Source organism: Heliomicrobium undosum, from assembly GCF_009877425.1.
GTDB lineage: Bacteria > Bacillota > Desulfitobacteriia > Heliobacteriales > Heliobacteriaceae > Heliomicrobium > Heliomicrobium undosum.
Window position 1 is genome coordinate 39874 of record NZ_WXEY01000006.1, and the last position, 26754, is coordinate 66627.

The window sequence follows — 26754 nt, forward strand, 5'->3', positions numbered from 1 at the left end:
CTTATGGTCTCCGGAGCGTGGCGAAACATTTGTCCGGTAGGCGCAGTAATAAAGAGGGAACCGTCCCGGTGAATCCGAGATGGTTCCCTCTTTATTACACGTCATTTTTTTCATAGCCTGCGACAAGACGGGGGAAGTGAGATCCCTAAGAGAGATATTCTTGTGTTCGAGAATCATCCTTATGCCTTCGTCGCAGGCACACTTCTTTGGACAAGATGCTTCCGAATAAAGGCGGTGATCTCGTCCATGGCCTGCCGCGCTTCGGGGATGAAGGCGGGCAAAAAGGGATAGCAGTGCACCATGCGCTCCCCAACGCGCAGGGTGACATCGACACCGGCCGCCCTCGCCTTCTGCGCAAAAGCGAGGGCATCGTCAAAGAGTTCATCGCATTGATCAACAGGGGCGGAAGGTCGTGAAGCTCCCCATAGAGCGGTGAGATCCAGGGCAGGCGCGGGTCCATATCGCCGGTGTAGTATTTGCTGAAGACCGTCCAAGAGTTCAACGGCGCCAGGGACACCGCGTTCTTCGTCCGGTAGGATGCGCTGGTGCAAGCCAGATCGGTCCAGGGGGAGATAGCCACCGCCGCTGCCGGAAGGGCGATCCCCAAATCCCGGAGGGCCAGCAGCAGCGCCAAGGCCAAGCCGCCGCCGGCCGATTCCCCGGCGACCATCATATCGGAAGCGGAAAAACCCTGGCCCAGTAGCCAGCGATAGACCGCCACCGCATCGTCGATGGCGGCCGGATAGGGGTGTTCGGGGGCTAGGCGGTACTCGAAGAGCAGCGCCGTGACGCCGCTGCTTTTGACGATCCTCGCTACAATCGCCCGGTGATCGCTGCAAGAGCCTGATACATATCCCCCGCCGTGCACATAGACGATGAGCTTGTCCCGCTTCCCAAGGGAGGTTTGAATCCACTCAGCCGGAATGCCGTTGATGTCGACGGGCGTTACATCGATCCCCTCGGGAAGTTTCCCGAACAGCCGGGCGCCCTTTTCGCAGTCTTCGCGAAAGTCGGGAATGGAGGTATTGAAGTCAAAGACGGCTCTCCGCTTGTGTTGAAACCGCAAGAGATGGCGGTGCTCCAATACAAAACGAAACATATGGGCCTGGATGCTGGGCATCTGTTTATCCTCCGCTCGCCATTGGTTGATTCTTCTGGGCGCCGTTATTTCCGCGCCGAAGGCACACTTCAGTGACCCTAGGGCGCCGCCTACGCTTGGGCTCCCTTGATGAACAGGTCCACACATTGGGTGATCGCCTGATCAACGGAAAAGCCCTCCGGTTCGAGATAGCACTGTTTCACCACCTCCACGAAGGCGAACTCCAGGAGATCGCCCAGCACGTAAGGCGGCAGATCGGCTCGAATCTCCCCGTCCTTCTGTCCCAGTTGAATGATCTCCATAGCCACCAGGAAAAAGCCGCTTTTCTCGCTGTCGTCCTGTTGGAAGGAGACCATGTTGCGCATCCGGTAGACGATGTACTTCTCGAAAAATTCCTTATTCGCCAGCACGCCTGCGATCAATTCGTGAAAGATGGCGGTCATGCGGGCTCGCGTGTCGGGCAACTCCCGCAAGCGCAGCATCCGCTCGGCGTTTTTTTCTCGAAATGTTCGCTTGATGTGTTCGTCGATGATCGCTTCCTTGACCGGAAAGTAGTTGTAGAGGGTGCCTTTGGCGATATCGACCTCCCGGGCGATCTGCTCCATCGTCGTTGCGTCATATCCCTGCTGCTTGAGCAGTCGCAGGGTGACGGCGATGATTTTCTTTTTCATCTCTTCCTTTTTTCGTTCCATCCGCCCCGGTCCCGTTGACTCGTTGGGGGTCAAATCTGTCACTTCCTTAATTCGAACTCAAACTCAATTAGTTGAAGAGCTATTTTTCCATACGACGCATATTATTATACTACGTACAATTTTGCTTTCCGTCTAGATATTAACACAGTCTTCTTCGTTGCGCAACAATAGAATTACGGCAAAAGAAAAAAGCACCTCGATCGCCGTTAGTCGACACTCGAGGTGCTTCACGGTTATGTCCCTGCCCTCCTCAAATAGATCACGTAGAAAGGAACCGGACCGTCTCCGGGGATTAGCCTTGAAACATCGTTTCACTCGCTTCTTTCATACGTCTGTCGGAAGGTTTGCCAGCAGTTCCTCCACCGTCTGATAGCGTTGCAGGGCTTGCACCGCCTTTTCACTCGGATCGGCATAGATGACGAGATCCTCCGATTCACCCAACTCCGGACGGACAGGAAAGGCCAGCTTCTCCCCTTCCAGCGAGAACTCGGCTTCCACACCGGCCTTGTTTCCGCGGGCATCGAGGCGGATCCATCTCCCGGCGCTCTTGAGGTACACGGCGTTCAGCCCGTGCACGATCAGCCAGGGCATCTCCTCATCATCTAAGAGCAGCCTTTGGTAACAAAATCCCGTTGGAATCCCGACGCATCTGAGCAACGCCGCCAGCAGATGGGCCTTGGCGTAACAGATCCCCTCTCGGTGTTCGAGCACTTCTGAGGCCTTGCAGGTGACGACCTGCCCGCCGATGTCGGCTGAGTGGGCGATCTCGTCTCGGACGAAGTGATAGATGGCGCGGATGATTTCCACTTCATCGTCCTCTTTACTGGCTAGCCCTCTAAGGTCCTTACCTGCCGACAACCGTTCGGCTGTTTCTCGGACCGCTGGGTTCTCCCAGTCAATGACGTCAGATACGGCGAGGTATGCTTCTACGTCAGAAGTTTCCGGGATTAACGACAAGTTTGATGGCACCTTCTCAATCGAAACGTCTTCCAAGCGCAAGGCGCCTCCTCCCTCTTTCCATTCGTTTGCCGTCTCTAATTGGGACGATAACGAGAAACCGCTTCCAGGTCATAGCGCCTGAAAGCGGTTTCTTCTGTGTCCTCTCAGCGCGCCATTTCCAGTGACTCCGGCAACGGGGCGACGAACACCCGGTTGCGCCCGCTCTGTTTCCCCCTGTACAGCGCCTGGTCGGCCCTGTGCAGGATATCATCGATGTTGTCAGCGGGGCCAACGGAGGAGACGCCAAAGGTGATGCTTATGGAGACGGGACACCCGCTCCAGCAAAATTCATGGTCAGCCACGGCGGCGCGCATGCGTTCGGCCACCGCCATCGCACCTACGAGTTCCGTCTCGGGCAACAGGCACAAAAACTCCTCACCGCCCCACCGGGCGACGGTGTCATCGGGTCGCACCACTTGGCGGAGTCGTTCCGCCACGGCGCGCAACAACATGTCGCCGGCGTTGTGGCCGTATCCGTCGTTGATCTGCTTAAAATGGTCGATGTCGCCGATGACCAGGGAGAAACCCCGGCCTGTCTGGCGGTACTTGTCCAGTTCTACATGCATCTTTTCGGTCATATCGCGCCGGTTGACGAGGCCGGTGAGCATATCTGTCCGCGCATTGCGGTCCAGTTCTTCGTTCATCTTGCGAAGAATGCCGTTCAGCATCTCCTGGGCGTCTTTGGCAAAGCGCAGTTCCCGGTTGGCCCGTTCCAGATCGCGGGTCCGTTCGGCCACTCTCGCTTCCAACTCAGCGTTCATTCGGAGCATGTCGGCCTCCGCCTGTCTTCGCTGCATCTGGTTAGACAACAAGGCAAAAATCAGCAGGGTTTGCAGTGCCACAATAATGACGGCGGCGATGACCTGCCAGCGATGGGGCGACGCCTGCAGCAGCGCCGGCGGGAATTCCGGCGACGACGCTGCAGCAGGGGAACACAGGGGCGCAAACAAGCTAAGGGCGCAAGTAAACACGATCGCCAGAAGGGCCATCGCCATCGCACGTATACCACATCGCCCAGGTTGTTGCTGCCATCCGCCGGATGCTTCCGCTGCTTTCCTCATGCTTGCTCCCGCACAGAGCGCCTGTGCTTGCTGTCTACATCGTGTTGCACATGAACAGGCTGCACCAGCCTTATGGCATCACTATTTCTCTTTTGCGGTCGCAAAACCCTGTTTGCAGGGATTCCTGCTTGACTTCAATTTGCAGTAATTTGAACAATTAACAAACATGTCATTTGCATCACGTGAGCCGGCTTTATTGAAACAGAATGGATGATGCCGCGGACAAAAAACTTGGTTCCGCATCATCGCGACGACTCTACCCCTCACGCGTAAAAAAGGTAACATCCAGCCGATCTCGATCCACGATCCTTGGATAGCGATATTGCGGATACCCGACCATCACCGCGCCGGTGATCTTCTTGCCCTTCGGGATATGGAACAATTCCAACAGCGGAGAATCTTCGCTGAGGGCGCAGGACTCGAACACGCCCGCCCAACAGGTCCCTAACCCCAGCGCCGGCGCGTACAATTCCAGATAGGCCAGGGAAAACAGCGCATTCTCCCGGGCTCTTGGGTGTCGGCTGTCGGCAGTGGTCATGATGAGGGCCGGCGCGCCCCGCAGGATCGCGTCCTTGCCTTCTTCCCGAGAGGGCTGGATATAACGTGCCGCCCGTTGGGCCAGCGACGCATCGGCTTCTAACCATCTGACGACAATCTCCAGCGCCTCTTGCAGGATCGCCTGGTCGTCGACAATCAGGTAGGACAGGCCTTGCAGATTCATGGCCGTCGGCGCAAAACGCGCAACGTTGACCAGCTTGCGCAGCTCTTCTCGCGGCACCGGCTGATTGAGATAATTGCGGATCGAACGGCGTGACCGGAGAAAGCGCTCCGCCTCCGCCGCGCTGAGTCTCGATAGATGGCCGCTTTCCGCCTGTCCGGCGAGGGGTGTCTTGGCATGATCCAGGGCCTCGTTCGGACAGACGGCCACACAGTGACCACAGCGAATGCACGATTGCGGCGCCACGGCTTCCGGGCCCGTCTGTCCCATACGGAGAACGAAGGTGGGACACTCTTTGGCGCATATGCCGCAGTTCACGCATTTTTCCGGTTGTACCGTAATCAAATCCATGGCTACGCCCCCTTGCACGGACATTTTCGTGAGCCCTTCGGTGGTATCACGCTAGCCCCGTCTCTTTCCGATGAAACACACAGACGATTCCTCCGCGTCCGAAACATTTGTTGCAAGAAATGCACTTTGCGCTGCTTGCATCACCATTCTGCCAACGGTTCACCAGATCGTTTTCCCGGATCAGTGGCCGGCAAAGGGCTATGTATTCGATGGCGGTCTGATTGAGCAGATCGGTCAGCGCGGCCACATTTCGGTTGCCCCCGACCAGGATCACGGGAACGTCGATTTCCTGGGCGACTTGGGACGCATAGGTCCGGAAGTAGGATTCTTGTTCTGCCGTGACAGTTCTCACGGCCCCCTCACTCGGACGTGAGGAGCCTGAGCCGCCGCTGATTTCAATGGCGTCGATCCCTAATTCGGCCAGCCTGTTGCATACATAGCGGCTTTCCGAAAAGGTCATCCCTTTGTCCATAAAATCGTCGCAGTTGATTTTGATGAGAATCGGGAACGCGGGGCCCACCTTCTCCCGGATGGCCTGATACGTTTCCAGAACCATCCTGGCCCGGCTCTCGATGCCGCCGCCATAGCCGTCGGTCCTGCGGTTGTAATAGGGCGTCAGGAATTTGCTGAGCAGATAGCCATGGGCGCCGTGGAGTTGGACACCGTCAAAACCGGCCTCCTTCGCCCGGAGCGCCGCGTCGGCAAAGGCGGTTTGGGCGAGTCGAATGTCTTCGACGCTCATTTCCTGCGGGGTCGTCTTATAGAACAAATCTTCCACGGCGCTCGGCCCCCACATGACCTTGCCAGGGGCAGGAGAAGTTTGCGATCCCATGTACGCGATCTGGAGGATGATCTTCGCGTCGTGCCGGTGGACCGTTTCCGTGAGTTGTTGATATTCATCAATAAAGGAGTCGTCATAGATGCCCATCTGTCCCGGCATCGGATGCTCCCGGTCGCTTACATAGGCAAGGCCGGTGATGATGGCGCCGACGCCGCCTTTCGCCAGATTCTCGTATGTCTGCACGAGCGCGTCGGTGATGTGGCCGCGTTCATCGGCCAAACCGTCATACATGGCCGACCGGATCAAGCGATTTTTCAGTGGCATTCCGGCCAGTGTCGTTGGATTGAACAACGATTTCATGGGGATTCTCTCCTTTTTTCTTCACGTCACATCGTACTGATTATCTTCACTCACATCGTACTGAGTTTGATGCTTTTCTCTCGACAACGGCGATAGCAAATGATGTTTTTACGGGGCAAGGGCCTCTAACTTTGACAGCAGTTCTGTCAGCTTCGAAAGCTCCTCTTCCCCCATGTACTCTCTGATCGATGCTTGCGCCTCCTCCCATAGCGCCCACGCCTTCCCGAGCGCCTCCTTCCCGGTTGCGGTGAGCGTGATCACCCGGGTGCGCGAGTCCTTGCCAGGGTTGACGGAGATGAGTCCGGCATCCGCCAGGGGCCGCAGATTGCGGTTCACGGTGGTGCGGTCAATCCGCATCGATTTGGCCAGTTCGCTCATGGTCACCGGTTTTAGCGGATCCAGATTTCGCAGTAGCGCCATCTGGGCCACCGTAAGACCGCTCGGCTGCAACACCTCATCATAGAAGTGGGTGACGGCCCGCGCAGCCCGGCGGACGTTCATGCAGTTACACAAGCTCGGAGGATGAGGATAGACGTGTCGAATCGGCGTCACGAGGAGCATCGCCCTTCCGGTTTGGCGTATTTCGTGTATATACACTTATTAATGTATCATCCGCCCTCCTCATTCGTCAACGCCCATGCTGCTTGTTGTTTGGAGGATGCCTTCAGAGAACGGCACAACTCGGACGAATTTTTTTAATCAACGAAATTTCGCTTCGTGGTAAATCAAACGAACAAACTGGTTCAGCCGATCGATGGCCGATGCTTTGACAGGATCGGGGGTTTTCGGTGTGAGTTGATAACAGACCCTCGGCGGCGGCGGATCGGAAAGCCTCTGGACGACAAATACATCCTTCTGGGCACATGCCTTTGCGATCGACCGGGGGACAATCGCCCATTGGCGCGCATCCCACATCAGCGAAAAGATCAGCGCGGCTACGTCGACTTGGAGACAAGAGGGGCTGTTGGCATCCCACCACCGGTCGTGCCACATCTGGTAGGATGGCCCCCAGTTGAAATAGATCTGATGTCGGTCGTCTAATTCGAGCGGTGAAACAATATCCGCCGGTGTTCGTTCTTCTCCTCGGCGCCGAACGACCACCATCTCGTCCACATAAAAGGGCTCAACGACGATGCCGGGCGTCACCCGCTCCATCTTTACAAAGGCCACATCGATTTCTTTGCGCTCCATGCTTTCATAGGATTCCATCGTATGTTGCGTACAAATCTGCAAACGAACGGAGGGGCATTGTTGACTGAAGATCTGATAAAGCGGTGGCAACACATACACATTCAAGCTGTCCGCGGCGCCGATCGTAAGGCGAACCTGCGGGCCGGTGGACTGCAACAGGGCAATTTCCCTTTTAAGCAGTTTCCACCGCTCGGCTAAGGAAACAAAGCTTTCTCCAAACGGGGTCAAGCTGATCGTCGGCACGCCTTTCCTGCGCTCGATCAACGTTGCGCCCAATTCTCGTTCTAACCCCTGCAGTCGATAACTGACCGTCGATTGTGACAGATGAAGCAGCTCCGCTGCCTTGGTCAGGCTTCGCGTTTGGATAATCGCCAGGAATGCCTCGATGCCCAATGCGTCCATGTGTTGCCCCTTCAAATATAGAACTTTTCGATATTGTATCACGGAATTATGCGTTTTACATGACACAATTTTATATATTACACTTGGCGGGAAAGGAGCGGATGGCCTATCCACCTCGTTGATTCCGAGATGAAACCGATCATCGTCATCGCCCTGCTGACCGCCGCCTGCCTGATCGGCGACTCCATGCTATACATTGTCCTCTCGACCCATTGGCAAGAGGCTGGACTTAGCTCCTTATGGGAAGTCGGCGTTCTCTTATCCATCAATCGCTTGATCCGATTACCCTTGAATCCGTTTGTCGGTTGGCTATACAAAAAAATCAGCACCCGCCAAGGGGTGCTTCTCGCTGCTGCGCTGGCGTTTGCTACGACAATCTCCTATGGGCTTGTAAAAGGATTTCTCCCGTTGCTTCTGATCCGGTGCGTCTGGGGCTTGGCCTGGACCTTCCTGCGCTTGGGCTCCTATGTGGTTATTGTCGATTGCTCAACGGACGCGAATCGAGGCCATTGCATGGGGATGTTCAATGGTTTATATCGCTTGGGCAGTCTCGTCGGCATGCTCGCCGGCGGGTTCATTGCCGACTGTTACGGTTTATCCGTGACAGCCTTGATCTTCGGCGCGATCACGTTATTATCCATTCCGGCCGCTCTGATCTGGGTTCCCACTTCTACGGACAAGCGAACAAGCGGAGAAGAAAATACTTCGAATAAATCGGTGCTGTGGAAAAATCGAATGATCCTTCGGGCCTTACTCACTGGAATGCTGGTGGCCATGATCTTTCAAGGCATGTTCACGGCAACCCTGAGTTATCTGGTCCAAGCGCATAACTCCGCCATCATCAATATCGCTGGTTTTACCCTCGGGGCTGCATCTCTCGCAGGGATTCTACAAGCCATACGATGGGGGTGGGAACCCTGGTTAGCTCCTTGGGTTGGGAAAATATCGGATGGGCGTTATGGCCGGGGAATGGTCCTCATCGCATCATTGCTACTGGCGATTTGTCTATTTACCCTACTCCCTCTTGATATCCCGATTATCCCATGGTTGCTGATCGTCATCGGTATCCAACTGGCAGCAACCGCGCTGACCACGATTACTGATGCGATCGCTTCAGATGCAGCGTCATCTTCCTCGAAACTCCTCGTGCTGACCGCTTATTCGATCGCCATTGATTTTGGAGCCGCAGTTGGGCCGTTTCTTGGTTATCTGCTTAACACATTTGTACAAGCCTATGCGGCTTATTGGGGAGCGGGGGTCATACTGTTACTACTGACATTAGCTTGGCTTGCGCTGAGTAGAGCCGATAGAAACATACTTTACCCTAAAACTTAAGCGGAAGGGTACGGCGAGATTCATGCTGCCGGTGGGCTCGCGGGCGTCATGGGGGGGTTCAACCGGACGTTGATGGAGGATTTCGCACTCGAAGCCAAACGCCGCTCTCCGTGATGGAAGAATACTTCAACCAGCGTGAACAGGTTGAAGCAGAGTCAAAGACACTGTATTCAAGTGTACAAACTCCGTCTTTCGCGGGTTAATAGGATTTGAAAATCTAGAATCCATAACCTAAAGAGACAAGAACCGCCTGTACGGTGGGAGCTATAGACTGGGATGACCTACTTCCCTGATACTTTGCAGCTTCCCTTTTATCTTTGTGGTTGGTAGTGCTTCCAAAACCAGTTTTCCCTTCCCCCCGAGAATCTCAACATATGAACAAGTGTCCTGGACATCGATAATCCCCACATCCCCTGCACCTACACCGCTAATACTGGTTAGTGCACCCATGATATCTCCCGGTCTCATTTTCGTCTTTTTTCCGGCATTGATCCGGACTCTTGTGATCTCTTTATTGAGATATTCACTTACATCCTGTTTCCGTTTTGGCTTTACATTCCTGCTTTTCTCAAAAATCCGCTTCCCGCTTTCCACTTCTTCCATGGCCGGCAGTTCCCGCTTCGGTATCTTATACTGTACATATTCTTCTATCTCCGCTAATAACCTATGCTCGCGGGGCGTTACGAAAGTGAGGGCGGTGCCTTCATTCCCTGCTCGGCCTGTCCTACCTATACGATGAATATAGCTTTCACATTCCATCGGAACATCATAATTGATGATGAGGGCAATATCGTCAATGTGAATACCTCGTGCCACCACGTCGGTAGCAATAAGGAATCTGAATTCGCCTCTTTTGAACTTTTGAATGGTCATCAATCGCTCTCTCTGTTCCATGCCTCCATGCAGGCTGCCGCAGAGATAGCCTTTATGCTTCATTTTGCTAAATACTGCATCTACCTGCTCCCGGGTATTACAGAAAATAATACAACTTTCCGGTCTTTGGGTGTAGATAATCTTATTTAAAAGACTACTCTTATCTTCTTCGTATACTTCATAATAATGCTGCTCGATTTTATCGGCCGTGGGATTTTTCGATTTTACCTCGATTTTCTCAGGGTTGCGCATGTATTTGTCACATATGGCAACGATTTTTTCCGGCATTGTCGCGGAGAATAACAGAGTCACCCGATTTGGGGGCAACATTTTTATAATCGCTTCAATTTGTTCGATAAAACCCATATCCAGCATCTTATCCGCTTCATCAATCACCAAATACCGGATCTCATCCAGAATGAAATTTTTTCTTTCGATATGATCATAGGTTCTGCCGGGTGTACCTACGATGGCGTGGACCCGCTGCTTTAACTCTCGTTTTTGAAATTCTATGGGATGCTTACCATATACGGCTGCGCACCGGATCTTTTTGAATCTCCCTATATTGGTGATATCCTGCTTGATCTGAACGGCCAATTCTCTGGTGGGTGTCAAAACCAACACCTGGGGGTTCTTTTGCTCTATCTCCATCTTTTCGCAAAGAGGAATGGCAAAGGCTGCTGTCTTCCCACTGCCTGTCTGGGATTTAACGATAATATCCTTATCGCGAAGAATCAAAGGAATCGCTTGTTGCTGTACTTCTGTCAGGGTCTTAAATCCAATGCTTTTCAAGGCTTTTACGATTTCTTCGCCAAGACCGTAGGATGCAACGCCTCTATTGTCCATGACATGAACCCCATTCTGTAACTTAATTTATTATTCATGAATAGCATACCTGATTTTCTGTTTATCATGCGAGTATAAGTTTTGGTCACGAGGCATTTGTTTTGCGAAAAAAACCAGTTTTATCGCGCAGTGAGAACATTAGTGCCTTAACAGGAGACAGCGGATTGACGTAACTGTTAGACGAAACATACAACAAAAAAAGAAGCCTCAACCCTGCATTACGCAAAGGTTGAGGCACTATGCCGGTTTAGTGGTGGTAGGTTTTAACCCTTCACTTGAGACAAAGTGCAACGAACTGCCTTTATATCTTCTTAACAAATTCAGATTTTAACTTCATAGCTCCAAAACCGTCGATGTAGCAATCAATATTGTGATCACCTTCAACTAACCGTATGTTCTTAACCTTCGTGCCCATCTTCAGAGCAGAAGAACTTCCCTTTACCTTAAGATCTTTAATTACACTTACCGAATCACCATCCCGCAATACATTCCCATTTGCATCTTTGACAACTGTCTCATGATTTTGTTCGGTTTCTAATCCTATCGACCACTCATGGGAGCATTCCGGGCAGATCAAGATATCCCCGTCTTCATACGTGTACTGGGAATTACATTTTGGGCAATTAGGCAAAGCACTCATAATTTTTTATTTTCTCCATTCGTTTTGTTGTTGATTATCATAAAAACTGGATTTTTCGCCGTTAGCGATGATACGTCTCCCCCCGATTCACCTTAAACCCCCGATATACCTGCTCCAGCAATATCAACCGCACCAACTGATGAGGAAAGGTCAACCGCGACAAAGACCACTTCGCCTTACAAGCGGCATGGACTTCCTTGGAGAGCCCCAACGTCCCCCCAATAAAGAACACCACCAAGTTCGGCCCATACAACTCCCATCCCCGCATCTGTTCCGCCAGGTCTTCCGTCGACCACATCTCCCCACGAGGATCGAGTGCAACGCCGATAAAGTCCTTTTCTCCTGCGGTCGCCAACAGGCGGTCGCCTTCTTTTCGCTTGATGATCTCCGCTTCCGTGTCGGATGGCTTGTCCGGCACCTTTTCGTCGGGCACCTCGATGATCTCCAAACGGGAATAGGCCCCCAGGCGTTTTGTATACTCCTGGAGGCCTTCTTTCAGGTACTTCTCTTTCAGTTTCCCGACGGCGACAATACGGATATGAAGCATCGTCCAAACCTCTCTGTCTACGATGGTCGCCCTGTTTGCTTCCTGTTAATTTACCGCAATTTACCCTAAGTCACCGTAACGATTTCAAACTTTGCTTAATGGGCTATCCCTTACTGGGCAAAGTATTCCTTCTCCGTGACCATCCCATACACGGCCCACTTCTCGGCAGCCATGACGCCTTTGCCTTGCGGGACCTTGGCCATGATCAGTACATACTTCTTCTGTGTTTCATTGTTTTGGATCATAACGCGCGCCCAGTTGGCGTCTTCCGAGAAGGCGACAGACTGCATGGTCATCAGGTCACCGAGGGTGACGTTGGTGACTTCCCAACTGCCGCCTTTGCCGGCCAGGGCTTTGATGTTCTTGGCGGTGACGGTGTTCAGGGGGTCATTGCCCGTGTCCCAGGGGCCGCGCAAGGCTTGGGTGTGGTTGAATTTCAGGTCGGTGAGGAAGGCTTTGGCCTCTTTGACGACCTTGCCGGTGGCCGGGCTGTCGACGAAGGCGCTGTTGCCGACGACTTTCCAGCCTTCTTTCGTTTTGTTCAGGTCCCAGATGCGGGCGGACATGATCGGCTGCTCATTGCCGATGGTCACCATATAGCGGAAGAGGACGTGGGCTTTGCTGCCGTCCACATCGATCTTGTAGGGGGCCACTTCGACCTTCACGTCGCCTTTGAGTTTGGCGTCTTTGAACTGCTTGACGGCTTCATTGAAGACCATTTTTTCGTCCTGGAGGGCGTCGGCGACACCTTGCTTGCCGAAGGACTTTTCCAGGAGCTTGGCGTCGCCGGTCATGAAGGCCTTGAACCGATTGGTCAAGGCGTCCTTGACGGCGGTCATGACTTCCTGCTCGGCGACTGTCTGGGCCTGGACCGGCTGCAGTTGCTGCTGGGCCGACACGGGGACACCCTGGTAAGCCACCACCGGCGCCAGGATGAAGGTGAGCAGGCCGGAGAGGATCAGCGAAAAGGGCACCCAGCCCCAGGAGGACGGTTTCGATTTTTCTGCCGCAGCGCCATGACCGTGGGCGTCATGCCCATGAGCATCGTGGCCGTGGGCGTCGTGACCGTGACTGTCGTGGTACCCCTGTCCATGCCCTTGATCGTGACCCTGTCCATCGCACTGCCCGTTCTGGGCGCAGCCGTGCATATCCTGTGCCATCGTTTGCATCCGCCTTTCTTCATCTCTGTAGTTTCCAAGAAGAACTCCGGACCGGGACCCCGCATGAGCGGGGTTCCAGCCGGAGTTCCTTTTTCGCTTACCGTTTACTGCGCGTTGAACGCCATTTCCTGTTGACGCGACATGATGACTTACTGCGGCGGCAGTTCGCCGAGGGTGACCGAAAGGGTCGCTTTTTGCTCCTCCCGGACGACGGTTACCCTGACCGTGTCGCCCACCTTGTAGCCGAAGAGTTCTTTTTGCAGTTCCATGCGGTTGCGGACCGGCTTGTCGTTAATGGCGATGAGGATGTCGTTGTTCTGCATGCCCGCCTTCTGGGCCGGTCCGCCTGGCGAAGGCTTGACGACGACGCCGTAGTCCACAATTAGATTGTACTTCTGGGCCAGTTCTTTGTCGACATCCATTATCAGGGTCACGCCGAGGGCGGCCCGGGAGACCTTGCCCTTGGAGCGCAGTTCATCAATGATCTGCATGACCTGATTCGAGGGGATGGCAAAGCCCATGCCTTCGAATCCCTGGACGGCGATCTTGATCGAGTTGATGCCGATGACCTCGCCGTTGGCGTTCAAGAGGGCGCCGCCCGAGTTGCCGGGGTTGATGGCGGCGTCCGTTTGGATCAGGTTGAAGGCGTAGCCTTCCGGCGTGTTCAGTTGGCGGTTGAGGCCCGAAACGACGCCCTGGGTCACCGAACCGGCAAACTCCTTGCCGCCGGGGTTGCCGATGGCGACGGCCAGTTCGCCCACGTTGACCTTTGACGAGTCGCCGAACTTGGCGACAGGCAGGTTGTCCAGGTTGATTTTGATCACGGCCAGGTCGGTCTTCGGATCGGAGCCGACGAGGCTGGCCGGGGCGGTCCGGCCGTCGGTGAGGGTGACGACCAGTTCGGCCGCGCCGGCGACGACGTGGTGGTTGGTGACGATGAACCCACTGCCGTCAAAGATGACACCGGAGCCGGTGCCCTGCTCCTCGATCCGGTTGCCACGGAAGAACTGACTCACCCGCACCCGGTTGGAGATGCCCACGACGGCAGGGCCGACGGCGCGGGCCACCTGGACGATGCGGTTGCCATCCATGCTCACCTGAGCCGGGTCAGCCACCTGGGGCGGCAAGGCATAGCCCGAGGGGGGCGGCGTGCTCGGCGCGGGGGCCGGCGCATGGGGAGCGAAATACTGGGAGATGTAGCCGCCGAGGACGGCGGCGGCGAGGGCCACTACGAAGTACGAGAGCAGTCCGGGCCGGCGTTTCGGCGGTTTGTCATAGGGTCCGGAGGGATAACCGCCGCCGCCGCCGCCGTAGGGACCTTGGCTGTAGTGATTGGATGAATTGCCCGTATGATCATTGTAGGGGCTTTGATTCGAGGGGTTCTCCCGGTAAGGACCCTTTTCGTCGAAGTAACTCATTCCGTCGTTCCTCCGTTTCGAAACTGTCCGTTCCTTTTCGAATCGGTTGTACAACAAAGCAACCGTAAACTAGGCGACGAACGCCTTCTTGCTAGATTTCCTCCAGGGGATGGGGCTCATACCGGGGGGCTACGGATAGTCGCACCCGTTCGGCCCGTCCGCCGCTGCGGCTTTCCGCTCCCGCTTCCGGCCAGCGCAAAGCGCGCTGCTCCGCCACGGCCATAACGCCTTCCAGGCCGACCACGGCAGGCGGGGCGTAGTCGCCGATGAGGTCGACGGTATGTTCATTCTCCGCCAGGATGGACGCGACCGTATGGACGGCCAGGTCCGGGCGGTTGTTTTCATTGCTCAAATGGGACAAGAGGACCTGCCGGACGCCGCCCTCGCAGAGCTTGACCAAGGCCTCGCCGGCGTCGGGGTTGGACAAGTGGCCCTTGTCCGAGGCGATGCGGCGCTTTAAGTAGGCCGGATAGGGGCCGGTCTGCAGCATCTTCGGATCATGGTTGGCTTCAAAGATCAGCCCCTGGCAGTCGATGAGGCGGCGGCCCATGCCCCGGGTGACGTAACCGATGTCGGTGGCGATGCCGAGGCGGCTGTCGCCGTCATCGATGGTCATGCCGATGGGCTCGCGGGCGTCATGGGGGGTGGCGAAGGCTTCGATCTCCAGGCTGTTCAGGGTCACCTTTTTATTCGGGTCGATCACGCGGACCTGGGCCTCCGGCACGTCGCCGATGGCGTTCTCCATGCCCTGCCAGCAGCCTTCGCTGGCATAGACGGGCAACTTGTAGCGCCGCGCCAGGACGCCGACGCCGCGGATGTGATCGATATGCTCGTGGGTGACCACGATGGCGTCGATCGTCCGGGGATCGACGCCGACAGCGGCCAATCCCTTTTCCACCTGCTTGCCCGTCAGCCCGGCGTCCACCAGCAGCCGCGTCTGCTTGCCTTCCACAAAGGCGCAGTTGCCACTGGAGCCGCTAGCAATGGTCGTATACCGCATGCTGCCTCCGTTGCCACCGGTGAATCCGGATGGCGTAATCTTTCTGGTCCAATTGGACCGGGATGATCGACATATCCCGCTGCCATGTCGCAGCGTCCAGCCGGTCAAAAAACTGAGCCGCCCATTCCCGTCCCGGATCGGCGACGATAAACTCGCCCCCCGGCGCTAGGTGATTCGTCAGGATCGTCTCTAGATCGCTGTGCAGTGTCCGCTCATAGAGGATGTCGGAGCCGATGATCAGCGAAAAATCGCCCATGGCGGGAAAGCGCCGCCAGTCGGCCCAAACCCGCTCGGTCTCCACGCCGTTCTGGGCGGCGTTTTCCCCGGCCAGTTCCAGCGCCGCCGGGATGAAGTCCGTCTGGACCACGTCGGCGCCCTTCAAGGCGGCCACGATGCCCGAGAGGCCGAGGCCGCAGCCCAGTTCCAGGACTGGGCGCTCTTGCATGTCCACCTGCCGCCAGAGGTAGGCGGCCAGGCCGAGCGATGACGGCCAAAGCTCCGCCCAGAAGGGGAGTTCATCTTCCTCCTGGGCGGCGGAGATCAGATCGTCTACATTGCCGATCCGGGTAAAATTCAGCACAGGGCCGCCCGGTACGGCGATCGTTTCAGTGACCCGCTGCAACGGCTGTTTCCTTCTTTCTGCGATAGGTGGTGCGAATCGAGTGCAAATGGTGGCTTCAACAGCCGCAGGGAGCGCCGGGAAGGGGCGACGCAAACATCCTTTAGGAGATCCGCCGCACCCGCGCGCCGAGGCCGATCAGTTTTTCCTCCAGGTGCTCATAGCCGCGCAGGACGTGGTGGAGGCAGGAGACCTCCGTCTCGCCGTCGGCCATCAGCCCGGCGATGATCAGCGCCGCGCCGGCACGCAGGTCCGAGGCCTTCACCTGGGCGCTGGAAAGCCGCGCCACGCCGTCGATGACAGCGGTCCGGCCTTCGATTTTGATCTGGGCGCCCATGCGCTGCAGCTCATCGACGACGCGCAGGCGGTTTTCATATACGTTTTCGACGATCATGCTGATGCCGTTGACCGTCGACAGCAGCGCCATCAACTGGGATTGCATGTCAGTCGGAAAGCCGGGATAGGGGAGGGTCTTCACATCGACGGGCCGGAACGCGCCGGTGCCGTCGACAAAGATTTGGTCGTCGCCCTCTTCGACGCGGACGCCGATCTCGCGCAGTTTCGACGTGATGGCGTGCAGGTGGGTGGGGATCACGTTTTCCACGATCACCCGACCGTGCGTCGCCGCCGCAGCGATCATGTAGGTGCCCGCCTCGATGCGGTCCGGGATGACGGTGTAGCGGGTGCCTCTGAGTTCGCTGACGCCGTCGACACGGATCACGTCGGTGCCGGCGCCGCGAATGCGGGCGCCCATGGCGTTGAGGAAGTTGGCCAGGTCAACGATCTCCGGCTCCTTGGCGCAGTTCTCGATGATCGTCTGTCCCTGGGCCGTGGCGGCGGCCATCATGATATTTTCCGTCGCGCCCACCGAGGGGAAGTCGAGGTAAATCTTGCCGCCTTTTAAGCGCTTGCCGCCGCCGGCCACGCCGCCGCGGATGTAGCCGTGTTCGATCTTCAGTTCAGCGCCGAGAACAGAGAGGCCTTTGATATGTAAATCCATGGGCCGGGTGCCGATGTTGTCGCCGCCCGGCAGGGCCACCTCGGCCCAGCCGAAGCGTCCCAACAGGGAGCCCAGCAAGAGGTTTGATGCCCGCAACTTCTTGGCCAGTGTATAGGACGTCTTGCAGGAGATGGTGTCCGGCACATTGAGGCGGATGACGCCGCGCTCCAGCCATTCCCCTTCGCCGCCCATTTCGCGGCAGATCTCCATCACTACGTCCACATCGGTGATTTCCGGGATATTTTCTAAAATCGTCTCGCCATGGGCCAGGAAACAGGCGGCCATGACGGGCAGAGTCGAGTTCTTGGCGCCACTGATGGGTACGCGCCCTTCCAGGGGGATCCCCCCCTGAATCAACAGTTTGCCCAACGAGCATCGTTCCCCTTTCTACTGTGGCAAAGGCGTCGGCGGCTTGGGGTCGATTAGCCAATGCTTCTTCTTTTTATTCTCTTAGCTAGGCCGGATTCCTGCTTGCCGCCTCACCAGGCAGGCGTTTTCTTTCCTGCTTGAACCGATTGACGCAAGCAGGCCGATCGTGTATTATCTGAATATTCAGTTGGTCAAAAAAACGCGAAGGAGGGGGATCGGCATGTCTTCCCAGGATGACCGCTGTCACGTCTGCCTGCGAACCAATGTGGTCGAATTGATTTGCACAATGGTCTTCCAGGTGTGGGGTGCTTCCTCAAAGGAACTCGCTTGCTGGCATGTCTGCAACGACTGTTACCCCCATTTCGAAGAGACGGTCCTCTCCTCCTACCGCAACAACCGGTGAAGCTCATGGAAACCCCCGCCCTCCCTTCGCGGAGCGGCGGGGGTTCTTATTTGCGCAAATCGATTTTGCTCCCTATTTGCGCCCCCTGTTTTCTCTCTGCGCTGCCGCATACACCTTCTGCACAAAGGTGTCCCAATCCCAGCCGGTCGCATCGGTGATGGCATCGCTGATGGATTCCCCCGCAGCCAGCCCGTCGATGGTCCTGCTCAGCGTCTCCGGACCGGCGTCGCGGAGCACGTCGACGGCCAGCAACGACTGCCGGTAGGCCAGCCGCTGGTCCTCCAGGTTGTCGAAGCCGTCGTCCATGGCGTCAAAAGGATTGAGCCGTTCCGCCCAGTCCCCCTTCGGCCGGGAGAGAGTGAAACCGCTGAGGCGGCGTTCCGCCTCTTGGGCCACGCCTTCGGTAAACCAGCGCGGGATGTTCCCCCCTGTTTGATAGTCAAGGACCATGTGCGCCAGTTCGTGGGCCATGGGACCGGCCATGTCGGCCTCGTCATGGCTCCAGACGCGGGGCGACAGCACCCGCACGACGCCGGCGTAGTAGACGCCCATGGCCGACTGGTCCTTCCAGCCGAAAACGCCGTTGAAGCTTTCCCGGTCCGGATAGAGCAAGACGAGCGGTTTCACGGCAGGTTGATAGCCCACCATGTCCGTCACCTGCGGGTAGATCCGCTCCGTGTCCCGGAGCACCAAAGGGGCCAGCCTGGCGTCTTCGTCACAGTAGCGGAGGGTGACATGCTCTCCCTCGAGCACGCGCCAGTGCCGCGTGTCCCGCTCGGCTTCACGCCGGTTGAACTCGCGATACCAGCCGAAGCCCTCCGCTTTCATCACCGGCCAGGTGGCGGCAAAGGCACGGCCGGCAAAGGCGAGCAAAAAAAGCAAACAAAACCCGGCGACCCACCACAGGCGCGGGTCGATTCTCCATTCCCCCATGTTTCTCCCCCCGGTCCCTTCCATTATATAAGCAATAATTCTTGCAAGATCGGAAAGCCCGTCCATTATACCAACCGGGAGGGGTTTTGGGACTGGGATTTTCCTGGTTGGATGGGTGTTTCCTGGATAAAAAAGAAGGTTACTGGGGTCGATGTACGGCTTCTTCCTGAATAAAAGGATATAAAAAGCCGCCCGGAAGTGGGCGGCGCAGTCAGGGGCGCTTATATCTAAGATGACAGACAAACAAAATCGGCGGGAATCCGTCGCATATGTCCACAGGGGCGCCCCGTAAGGCTACCTATCTGCCTTCCGTTCCGTTACGTGTCGGCAGGACCAGCTAGGGCTGCTTCTTGCCGATCCCGCTCAGATCGGGCGCTTCCAGTACGCCCGGCGCAGCCGTGTTACCCGGCGCAGCAGAGGTTGCAGGGTTTTGTCCGTTCGGCGCCGGCGCTGGTTGCGTCATCGAGTCGGCCACCTGGATCAGTTCTTTCAGGCTTTCCGCCTCTTTCGCCGGCGGGTTGGCGTCCAGGGCCTTCTGCCATTGGGCCTTGGCGGCCGCCGGGTCTTTTCGGGCCTGGATGAGGAAGATGCCGTAGTTGTAGCGGGCGTTCAGGTGGCGCGGGTCTTTTTCGATGGCCACCTTAAAGTTCTTTTCGGCGTCATCGATCAGGTCGCCGTAGAAGGCGGCTGTGGCCGCGTCGACGCGGGCGTTGATATCGTCCGGCTTCAAGGCCAGGGTCTTTTGATAATCCTCATAGGCGCGGCGGAAGGTGTTTTGCGAGGCTTCCTTATCCCCTGTGGTCCGGTAGAGGGAGGCCAGGTTGTAGCGGGTGTTGGCCAGTTCGAGCCAGACGGCGGCATCTTTCGGATCGGCCGTCGACTTTTCTTCTAGTCCCTTGATGTCAGCCTGCCAGGTCTCTTTAAGGCTCTCCGTATAGGCGCTGTCGTCCTTCGCCGGCGCCGGCGCATTGCGCAGGGAGGTGAGGGAATAGACGATCGTGCTGCCCATCAGGCCGGCGATCACAAGCAGGGCCACAATCGCGTAGACCCGGCGCTGCTTGTTGTAGAGGGAAGATTCTGAGGCCAATGCGGTCTCATCCTTTCTCTTGGGCGAACGCTCGCCCTGTTTTTGGAAAAACAGCGCGCCTGTTTTGCGGAAAACCTATCCCTTTCGTTGCAGCATGCCTGGTTCGGGGGGATCAGGGAACACACTTGTCCATCTCTTCGGAGGCGCTTAGCCGTATTATAAAAGGCCCGCAGCGCCGAGTAAAGTTTTTCCCTACGAATGCCGGATTCTATTGCGGCGCTACTCTACCCCACCGCCTCTTTTCGCGCTTCTCGCATCCCCTTTAGGTGTGACAGCGAGTAAACGACCAGCGCCGCCCAGATCAGCGTGAAGCTGACGGCATGGGCCGGCGTAAAGGGCTCGTGATAGAGGAAGATCCCCAGCAGTAGGCTCATCGTCGGCGACAGGTACTGGATAAAGCCGATCGTGGACAAAGGGATCCGGCGCGCGCCCTGGGCAAACCAGAGCAGCGGCATGGCGGTGACCACACCGGCGCCCATCAAAAGCGCCATAGCCAGCGGTGTGCCGCCGGAAAAGGCGTCGGTCCCCTGGGCATGCAGGTAGACGAGGTAGCCGATAGCCAGCGGCGTCACCATGGCCGTCTCGACGGCAAGCCCAACCACCGGTTCAAAGCTTACCTTCTTTTTCGCCATGCCGTAGAGGGTGAAACTTACGGCCAGCGTGAGCGCGATCCAGGGGACCTGTCCAAACTGCGCGGTGAGAAAGAACACACCGGACGCGGCGAGGGCGATGGCCACGATTTGCCCCCGGTTCAGCCGCTCCTGCAAAAAGAGGACGCCGGCGGCCACGTTCAGCAGCGGATTGATGTAGTAGCCGAGGCTCGCTTCGACCATATGGCCGTTGTTCACGGCCCATATGTAGATGAACCAGTTGGCGCTGATCAGCAGCGATCCGGTAATCAAGGTCAACCAGTTCTCTCGCTTTGCCATCGCGCTCTTCATGTTCTCCCACTGGCCCGTTGCAAAAATAATCATCATCACAAAGACGAAAGACCAAACGACCCGGTGGGCCAGGATCTCCATCCCCGGGATTCCCTGAAGGGACTTCCAGTAGAGGGGGAGCAATCCCCAGGCGAGGTAGGCCGCCAGGGCGTAGTAGACGCCGGTGATCATGTTGCGTTGCGCCGCTTTTTCTTCTGTCTGAGCCATTGTTGCTTCATCTCTTTCCCGTTTTGGCTGATTGTGCTGATTGAACAGGTTGTTCAATGGGTTGCTACTGGCCTACGGAGAAAAAGCAGAGCCCGAGAAGATATCGCGTGAAGATATCCTCCCGGGCTTTTTTCCCTCCGTGTACACAGGGCCTCCCTGCGCGTTCTCTCTCGGACCAGGCCGGCGAAGCGCCGCGGAACCCTAGAGAACCTCTTGCTTCAGTTTACTCCTTTTTAACGCTTGCCGCAACCCCATGGCTTTTCCGCATGCGCACTCCGCTCGTCGCGACGGTATCCAGCCGGAGTCTTGCTTTTTGCTTAATGATGGCCCGACAGATACCGTTCCGCCGAGATGGCCGCTACAGCGCCATCGCCGACAGCGGTGGCCACCTGGCGCAGGACCGTGTTGCGCACGTCGCCGCAGGCGAAGACGCCGGGGATGCTGGCGGCCAGGTTGGCGTCGACGGCGATATAGCCCTCTTCCGTCCGGTCCAGGGGATCGACCAGGAAATCGGCTGCCGGAGAATGACCGACGAAGACGAAGACGCCGTCACAGGCGATCTCGCCGGCCTCACCCGTTTTGCGGTTGCGGATGAGCGCCTTTTCCACAGCGGCGCCGCCGACGATCTCCTCGATCACCGTGTCCCAGACGAAGCGGATTTTCGGGTTCTGGAAGGCCCGCTCCTGGAGGACCTTCGTCGCCCGCAACTGGTCGCGGCGATGGACGATGGTGACCTCGGTGGCGAACTTGGTCAGGAACATGGCCTCCTCGACGGCCGAGTTGCCGCCGCCGGCGACGATCACCTTGCGCCCTCGGAAAAAAGCGCCGTCACAGGTGGCGCAGTAGGAGACGCCCCGCCCGTGAAACTCCGCTTCGCCTTTGACGCCGAGGCGGCGCGGCTGGGCGCCGGTGGCGATGATGACAGAGCGGGCGTAGCGGAGGCCGCCTGCCGTTTCGACGCGCTTGAGGTGACCCTTCAGACCGGTTTTTGTCACCTGCTCGGAGATCAGTTCGGCGCCGAAGCGCTGCGCCTGGGCCATGAAGCGCATCATCAGTTCCGGGCCGGAGATGGGCGTGTCAAAGCCCGGGTAGTTTTCGATAATTTCCGTCGTCGCCGCCTGGCCGCCCGGCATGACAGCTTCAAAGATGGCGGTGCGCAATCCCGCCCGGGACGCATAGAGGCCGGCCGTCAGCCCAGCCGGACCGGCGCCGATGATCAGCACATCGTAGATGTCCTTCGGGTCTTTTTTCCGCCAGGCCTGGTCTTCCTTGAGCATGCAACGGTCTATGACGACGGTGAGGCCGGCGCTTTCCGCCAGCTTGGCCGCCTCCTCGTGGATGACGCCTTCCTGCAGCCAGAGGATCTTCGCCCCCCGGGCGATGGCCTCCTGGGCGATGGGCAGGACCTCTTCGGAGCGGCGAAAGACGTCCACCACGTCGATCTCGATATCGGCCGGGATGGAGGCGAGGTCCGGATAGCTCTTTTCCCCGAGGATCTCCGTCGCCGTCGGGTTGACGGGAATGATCCGGTATCCCTGTTCTCTCAGGTACTCCGCCACATGGCGGCTGGCGCGGCCCGGTTTGTCCGATAAGCCCACGATGGCGATGGTCTGCACCGACGGAAAGTCGATCATTGCGCTCACTCCCGAACGTTTTATACCCATCAGGGGTATATTTATGGCTTCTATTATAGGCCGATCGTGAAGGAGGTGTCAAGCGATGCGGCAGGGCGCAACGAGGCACTTTGCGACGGGAACTTTTTGACTGACTTCTGCGTCTAAAGATTGAAAGATAAAAAAAGAAGACCCCCTGCGGGGCCTTCCTGCAAAAATGCAATTGCGATTTTCAAGATTGTCAATTGACTTCAGTTTGACTTTCAATCACCTTACACCAGCGATTCCTGACCGGCTTGGCTTACTTCAGGTAGGCCATGGGGTTGCGCACCCCGCCGTCGATGACCTCGAAGTGCAGGTGGCTGCCGTAAGAGCGGCCTGTCGATCCGGCTGCGCCGATGTTGGCACCCCGGCTGACGGTCTGGCCTTCACCGACGTACAGTTGGGAGAGGTGGGCGTAGCGGGTGGTGATGCCGCCGTGGTCGACGAGGATGCACTTGCCGTAGCCGCCGGCCCAACCGGCGAAGGTGACTACGCCGTCATCGGCAGAATAGACGGGATCGCCCGTATTGGCGTCGATGTCCATCCCGGTGTGAAACTCGCGGCCCCGGTAGCCGAAGGGAGAGGTGATCCGCCGGCCGCCGATGGGCCAGGAGAGGGTTCCGCCGCCGCCGCCGCTGTAGCTGCCGCCGGCGCTTCTGCTGCTACCGCGGGAGGCTACCATCACACGGTCGCCGCGAACCTCAACCCGTTGGACGGGGCTCTTCAACGTTTTCTCTTCCTTCAGTTCCTCATCGAACTGGTAGTTGTTCTCTTTGCTGATGACATAGGTGGCGATCTTTTTGCCGTTGGCGCCTTCCTGTTTGACCTTCACAGCGCCAGGGCGCATGTTGTTGTCCCGCTCGACTTTCGTCGGATAGGGAACGTCTTCTTCCTTGACGACCTTGTATGTACTGACCACGTTGAGGTAATGGACCGGCCGGGTGAGGTTGATCTCCTGGCCGATTTTTAATTTGTTTTCGTTGACCAGTTGGGCGTTCGCTTTGCGCAGTTCGTTCCAGCTCATGCCGTTTTTGACGGCCACGCTCCAGAGGGTGTCCCCTTTTTGGACGACATAGCGGATCTTCTCGCCTTTGCCTTCGGCGAGCATCTTTTTCGCTTGATCGCTGGGAATGACCTGATCGGGCGGCACTTCCGCGTTCTCGTAGGCGACCTGCTGCTTCACTTTCACATCGATCAGTTCGACGCCTTCGCCGATTTGTCCGTAAGAGAAGAAGTTGATCGTGTCTTTGACCACTTGTTCGGCCTGTTCGCGGTTAGCGACGACCAACTCGGGGCGTCCGTCGATCACGATCCGGCAGGCGTCGACCATGCCGTTGGCCTTGACCACGATACCGGACGGGTTAGCCGGTTGCGTAGGCGCCGGTGTTCCGTTGAAGGCCGCCGCTGTGATGGCGCCGACCAGCAGGAGCGCCCCGGCTCCCTGGGCCACGTAGACAAGCCCTTTGCTCTCCCGCCAGTTTTGGAGATCGATCGATTGGATCTCCAGTTTGATCTCGTCTAGTTTCACACGAAGCGCGTTCAGCCTGTTGCTGTCATTGCCTTGAGTCGTTCCTTCGCCGAATGACTTGGTGCGGAATTCGGTCCATTTTTCCTGGAACCAGGCGAGTTTGTCCACTAAGAAATCCTTCTTGGACATTTGCGCCCCCTTTCCCACCCCTGACAAGCTGCCGAGGCTATAATGTTAATGGGTCCGCCGCCGAAGGCGAACCGCTGACGCCCGATCTCACTCGTCGGTTTTGTGATAATTGGCATTTGCTGTCTTTATATTCCGCCTCACAAAACCCGTCAACATTATAACATGGGAAAGGTTGTCGAGGAAACCCTGAAATTTCCCGATTGTCGGTTCTATCAGGGATTTCTCCATTGTGGCTACCGGATTCTTTCGGCTAGAGCGATTTTACGAAGCTGGCAAAAGGTGTCGTTCACCGCGAAACCCGGATCATTCATATCGTGAAAAGTCGAATTCTCGGAGGCGTCAGTCAGTAGATTGACGCCTCCGCCGTCGTGTAAGGGCTTTCCGCTGGAAAGGACGGCGCAACGGCGGGGCACGCCGTCATCGGCGCGCACAGACAGGACCATGCTTCCCCGTTCCGTTTCGGCGACCACATCATCGCCGGGGCGCAGGTTCAATTCCCTGAGGTCTTCCGTGTGCAGAGCCAGGTCCGCCCCATCATCGCCGTTGTCGAGTTCCCACAACTGGGAGTTGTGGCGTCCGGGACGATGAACAAAAATCAGCCGGAAGTCCTCCTCACCCCGCCGGTCTTGCCCGTGATGAACAGGCACCACCTTGCGCCGGTCTAGCAGCGGTTTGAATTCAACCTCTCCGGCCAGTTCCGCTTTGCCTGAGGCTGTGGAAAAAGAGCCCTCCCGGAAAGGGACGACCTGTAACCCTGGATTGGGTCGCGGCCCGCCGCCAGTCCAATCGGCGAGGCTGACGCCAAAGGGTTGCAGGATCCCCTCCAGCCATGCATCGGGCGTTGACGCCCAGAATGCCTCATCGGCGCAGAGCAAGCTCCGCCAGCCCGGCGCTCCCTCTCCCTGCTGAGCCGGCGATTGGCCCGTTCCTTGGGCCGTTTGTAAGGCGCACATCCGCCGGGACAGTTCACCCCAGATGCGGTGTTCCGGCCAGACCTGCCCGCGCGGCGGCACGAGCGCCGGCTGGTAGTGGATGTAATCGTTATAGGCAGAGACAAAGAGATCGCTTTCCTCAAAAGAGGTGGCTGCCGGCAGCAGGATGTCAGCGTGCCGGCTCGTATCAGTCAGGGTAAAATCGATGGCCACCTTGAAGGGGATGGCGTGAAAGGCCTCGATCGCCCGCTGCATATTTGGCATCTGGCTGACCGGGTTGGCGCTGTGGATGACGGCTACCTCGATGGGCGGTTCTGCGGGACTGCCGGCCCTTTTTCGCCGCAGGACTTCCTCGGCCAGGTTGCGGGCGGGGATTCGGGTGGCGCCTTGGGCGCATGGGGAGGCCACTCGATGCGCGTCATCGTCTCCTGCGACAGAGCGCCCGATCTCATGGCGGTCGCTGGCCAGGTGGATGCCCCCGCCGGCGATGCCCAGTTGACCGGTGATGGCGGCCAAGGCGTCAATGGCGCGCACCGCCAGATATCCCTCCCGGTAGCGCAAGACCCCGGCGCCGAGGACGATCGACGCTGGTCGCTCCTTTGCATACAACCGCGCGAGTCGGCGGATCGTTTCCGCGTCAAGGCCGACCTCCTCCGCCGTCTGTTCCGGCGAAAAGTGGGACACGGCCTCGGCGTAGGAAGCAAAACCGCTGACGTGAGCCGAAACGAAGTCGCCGCGCCAGCGCCGCTCTTCCAGGATGACGTGGGCCATGCTCAAGGCCAGCAGGACATCGGCGCCGGGCCGGATGGCAATCTGCTCGTCTGCCAGGCCTTCGACGGCCAGGCGGACAGGGTTGATGGTGACCACGGTGGCGCCCTTTTCCCGCGCCTCCTGAAGGTAAGGGATCAGGTGCAGGTTGGTCGCCGCCGGATTGCGTCCCCAGAGGAAGATGGTCCTCGATCGGGTGAGGTCGCTCCAGGCCGGTGAGGCCGCCTCACCGAAATCGGCCCGCATGGCGGCCCGTCCCCGGTCGCGCACAGCAAGCCCCTCCATGCGGGTGACGCCGCCGAGGGCGTTGAAAAAACGATGGCCCAGCCCCTTGAGCGCGCCGGTGGAACCGGCGCCGTCGATATGCATAATCGCCGCCGGTCCGCCGCCTTCGAGCGCATCGACCAGCCGCCGGGCGATCTGATCCAGCGCCGCTTCCCAGGTAATCCGCCGCCACTGGCTGCCCTCGCGCGCCATGGGCGAGAGGATCCGGTCCGGGCTGTTGTGGCGCTCGATCAGCCCCTGTGCGCGGGAGCAGACAAAACCCTTCGTCACCGGGTGTTCGGCGTTTCCGGTGATGTCGACGATCTGATCGCCCTCCAGTTGAACGCAGAAAGCGCAGAGGTCGTAACAGTGTAAGGGACAGGCGGATAAGGCGGTCCGTCTCATGGTCGGGTTCCCCTCTCGGGCTTGATTCGGTCAGGTTTTCC

24 protein-coding genes and 1 riboswitch are annotated in these 26754 nt (G+C 57.7%); of the genes, 2 read left to right on the forward strand and 22 right to left on the reverse strand.

Annotated features, from left to right (window positions below):
* Positions 1-145 precede the first annotated feature (145 nt).
* From GTO91_RS07615 to GTO91_RS07650, 8 genes are all read right to left on the reverse strand, one after another.
* A complete protein-coding gene (locus tag GTO91_RS07615) occupies positions 146-1120 on the reverse strand; it encodes an alpha/beta hydrolase fold domain-containing protein (RefSeq protein ID WP_207708990.1) in 975 nt (324 codons plus the stop codon).
* A gap of 89 nt (positions 1121-1209) precedes the next feature.
* Positions 1210-1824, reverse strand: a complete 615-nt coding sequence (locus tag GTO91_RS07620; protein WP_161257289.1) for a TetR/AcrR family transcriptional regulator — start codon at positions 1822-1824, stop codon at positions 1210-1212.
* Positions 1825-2115: 291 nt separating this feature from the next.
* Positions 2116-2784 (reverse strand): transglutaminase-like domain-containing protein, encoded by a 669-nt coding sequence (locus tag GTO91_RS07625; RefSeq protein WP_235919316.1) that lies wholly within the window; start codon positions 2782-2784, stop codon positions 2116-2118.
* 110 nt (positions 2785-2894) lie between these two features.
* The gene (locus tag GTO91_RS07630) at positions 2895-3785 is read right to left on the reverse strand and encodes a GGDEF domain-containing protein (protein ID WP_161257292.1); all 891 of its coding nucleotides are present in this window, start codon (positions 3783-3785) and stop codon (positions 2895-2897) included.
* A 322-nt stretch (positions 3786-4107) separates the two neighbouring features.
* Entirely contained in the window at positions 4108-4920 is an 813-nt protein-coding gene (locus GTO91_RS07635) for a nitroreductase family protein (RefSeq protein WP_161257610.1), read from the reverse strand.
* Between the two features lie 46 nt (positions 4921-4966).
* Positions 4967-6061, reverse strand: coding sequence for an NADH:flavin oxidoreductase (locus tag GTO91_RS07640; protein ID WP_161257296.1), 1095 nt, complete (start codon positions 6059-6061; stop codon positions 4967-4969).
* 108 nt (positions 6062-6169) lie between these two features.
* Complete coding sequence (locus GTO91_RS07645) at positions 6170-6613, reverse strand: MarR family winged helix-turn-helix transcriptional regulator (RefSeq protein WP_328793755.1); 444 nt, start codon at positions 6611-6613, stop codon at positions 6170-6172.
* A 147-nt stretch (positions 6614-6760) separates the two neighbouring features.
* Positions 6761-7654: a LysR family transcriptional regulator gene (locus GTO91_RS07650; protein WP_161257303.1), complete on the reverse strand. Its 894-nt coding sequence runs from the start codon at positions 7652-7654 to the stop codon at positions 6761-6763.
* A gap of 129 nt (positions 7655-7783) precedes the next feature.
* Here GTO91_RS07650 and GTO91_RS07655 point away from each other — a divergent pair, with 129 nt between their 5' ends.
* The gene (locus GTO91_RS07655) at positions 7784-8989 is read left to right on the forward strand and encodes an MFS transporter (protein WP_161257305.1); all 1206 of its coding nucleotides are present in this window, start codon (positions 7784-7786) and stop codon (positions 8987-8989) included.
* A 264-nt stretch (positions 8990-9253) separates the two neighbouring features.
* Here GTO91_RS07655 and GTO91_RS07660 read toward each other — a convergent pair whose 3' ends face one another.
* From GTO91_RS07660 to murA, 8 genes are all read right to left on the reverse strand, one after another.
* The gene (locus GTO91_RS07660; RefSeq protein WP_161257308.1) at positions 9254-10708 is read right to left on the reverse strand and encodes a DEAD/DEAH box helicase; all 1455 of its coding nucleotides are present in this window, start codon (positions 10706-10708) and stop codon (positions 9254-9256) included.
* A gap of 301 nt (positions 10709-11009) precedes the next feature.
* Positions 11010-11348 (reverse strand): zinc ribbon domain-containing protein YjdM, encoded by a 339-nt coding sequence (locus GTO91_RS07665; RefSeq protein WP_161257310.1) that lies wholly within the window; start codon positions 11346-11348, stop codon positions 11010-11012.
* A gap of 61 nt (positions 11349-11409) precedes the next feature.
* Positions 11410-11895: a 23S rRNA (pseudouridine(1915)-N(3))-methyltransferase RlmH gene (gene rlmH / locus GTO91_RS07670; RefSeq protein ID WP_161257312.1), complete on the reverse strand. Its 486-nt coding sequence runs from the start codon at positions 11893-11895 to the stop codon at positions 11410-11412.
* A 110-nt stretch (positions 11896-12005) separates the two neighbouring features.
* Positions 12006-13055: a hypothetical protein gene (locus GTO91_RS17745; RefSeq protein WP_170294151.1), complete on the reverse strand. Its 1050-nt coding sequence runs from the start codon at positions 13053-13055 to the stop codon at positions 12006-12008.
* Positions 13056-13204: 149 nt separating this feature from the next.
* Entirely contained in the window at positions 13205-14473 is a 1269-nt protein-coding gene (locus GTO91_RS07675; protein ID WP_161257314.1) for a S1C family serine protease, read from the reverse strand.
* A gap of 91 nt (positions 14474-14564) precedes the next feature.
* A complete protein-coding gene (locus tag GTO91_RS07680) occupies positions 14565-15473 on the reverse strand; it encodes an MBL fold metallo-hydrolase (RefSeq protein WP_161257316.1) in 909 nt (302 codons plus the stop codon).
* Positions 15451-16095 (reverse strand): class I SAM-dependent methyltransferase, encoded by a 645-nt coding sequence (locus GTO91_RS07685; protein WP_161257319.1) that lies wholly within the window; start codon positions 16093-16095, stop codon positions 15451-15453. The genes GTO91_RS07680 and GTO91_RS07685 overlap by 23 nt, the downstream gene beginning before the upstream one ends.
* A 100-nt stretch (positions 16096-16195) precedes the next feature.
* Entirely contained in the window at positions 16196-17461 is a 1266-nt protein-coding gene (gene murA, locus GTO91_RS07690; protein WP_161257322.1) for a UDP-N-acetylglucosamine 1-carboxyvinyltransferase, read from the reverse strand.
* A gap of 220 nt (positions 17462-17681) precedes the next feature.
* Between murA and GTO91_RS07695 the strand changes: the two genes are divergently transcribed.
* Positions 17682-17864, forward strand: coding sequence for a hypothetical protein (locus tag GTO91_RS07695; protein WP_161257324.1), 183 nt, complete (start codon positions 17682-17684; stop codon positions 17862-17864).
* 72 nt (positions 17865-17936) lie between these two features.
* Here the strand turns inward: GTO91_RS07695 and GTO91_RS07700 are convergent, their stop codons facing one another.
* The 6 genes from GTO91_RS07700 to GTO91_RS07725 all read right to left on the reverse strand — a co-directional run bounded on the left by GTO91_RS07700 (position 17937) and on the right by GTO91_RS07725 (position 26713).
* Positions 17937-18797 (reverse strand): gluzincin family metallopeptidase, encoded by an 861-nt coding sequence (locus GTO91_RS07700; protein WP_161257328.1) that lies wholly within the window; start codon positions 18795-18797, stop codon positions 17937-17939.
* Positions 18798-19134: 337 nt separating this feature from the next.
* Positions 19135-19884 (reverse strand): tetratricopeptide repeat protein, encoded by a 750-nt coding sequence (locus GTO91_RS07705; protein WP_161257331.1) that lies wholly within the window; start codon positions 19882-19884, stop codon positions 19135-19137.
* Positions 19885-20108: 224 nt separating this feature from the next.
* Positions 20109-21032, reverse strand: a complete 924-nt coding sequence (gene rarD, locus GTO91_RS07710) for an EamA family transporter RarD (protein ID WP_207708991.1) — start codon at positions 21030-21032, stop codon at positions 20109-20111.
* A 116-nt stretch (positions 21033-21148) separates the two neighbouring features.
* Positions 21149-21248: riboswitch (guanidine-I (ykkC/yxkD leader) on the reverse strand.
* A gap of 101 nt (positions 21249-21349) precedes the next feature.
* A complete protein-coding gene (gene trxB / locus GTO91_RS07715) occupies positions 21350-22666 on the reverse strand; it encodes a thioredoxin-disulfide reductase (RefSeq protein ID WP_161257334.1) in 1317 nt (438 codons plus the stop codon).
* Positions 22667-22946: 280 nt separating this feature from the next.
* Positions 22947-24344, reverse strand: a complete 1398-nt coding sequence (locus GTO91_RS07720; RefSeq protein ID WP_161257337.1) for a M23 family metallopeptidase — start codon at positions 24342-24344, stop codon at positions 22947-22949.
* Between the two features lie 233 nt (positions 24345-24577).
* Positions 24578-26713: a molybdopterin-containing oxidoreductase family protein gene (locus tag GTO91_RS07725; protein WP_161257340.1), complete on the reverse strand. Its 2136-nt coding sequence runs from the start codon at positions 26711-26713 to the stop codon at positions 24578-24580.
* Positions 26714-26754 lie beyond the last annotated feature (41 nt).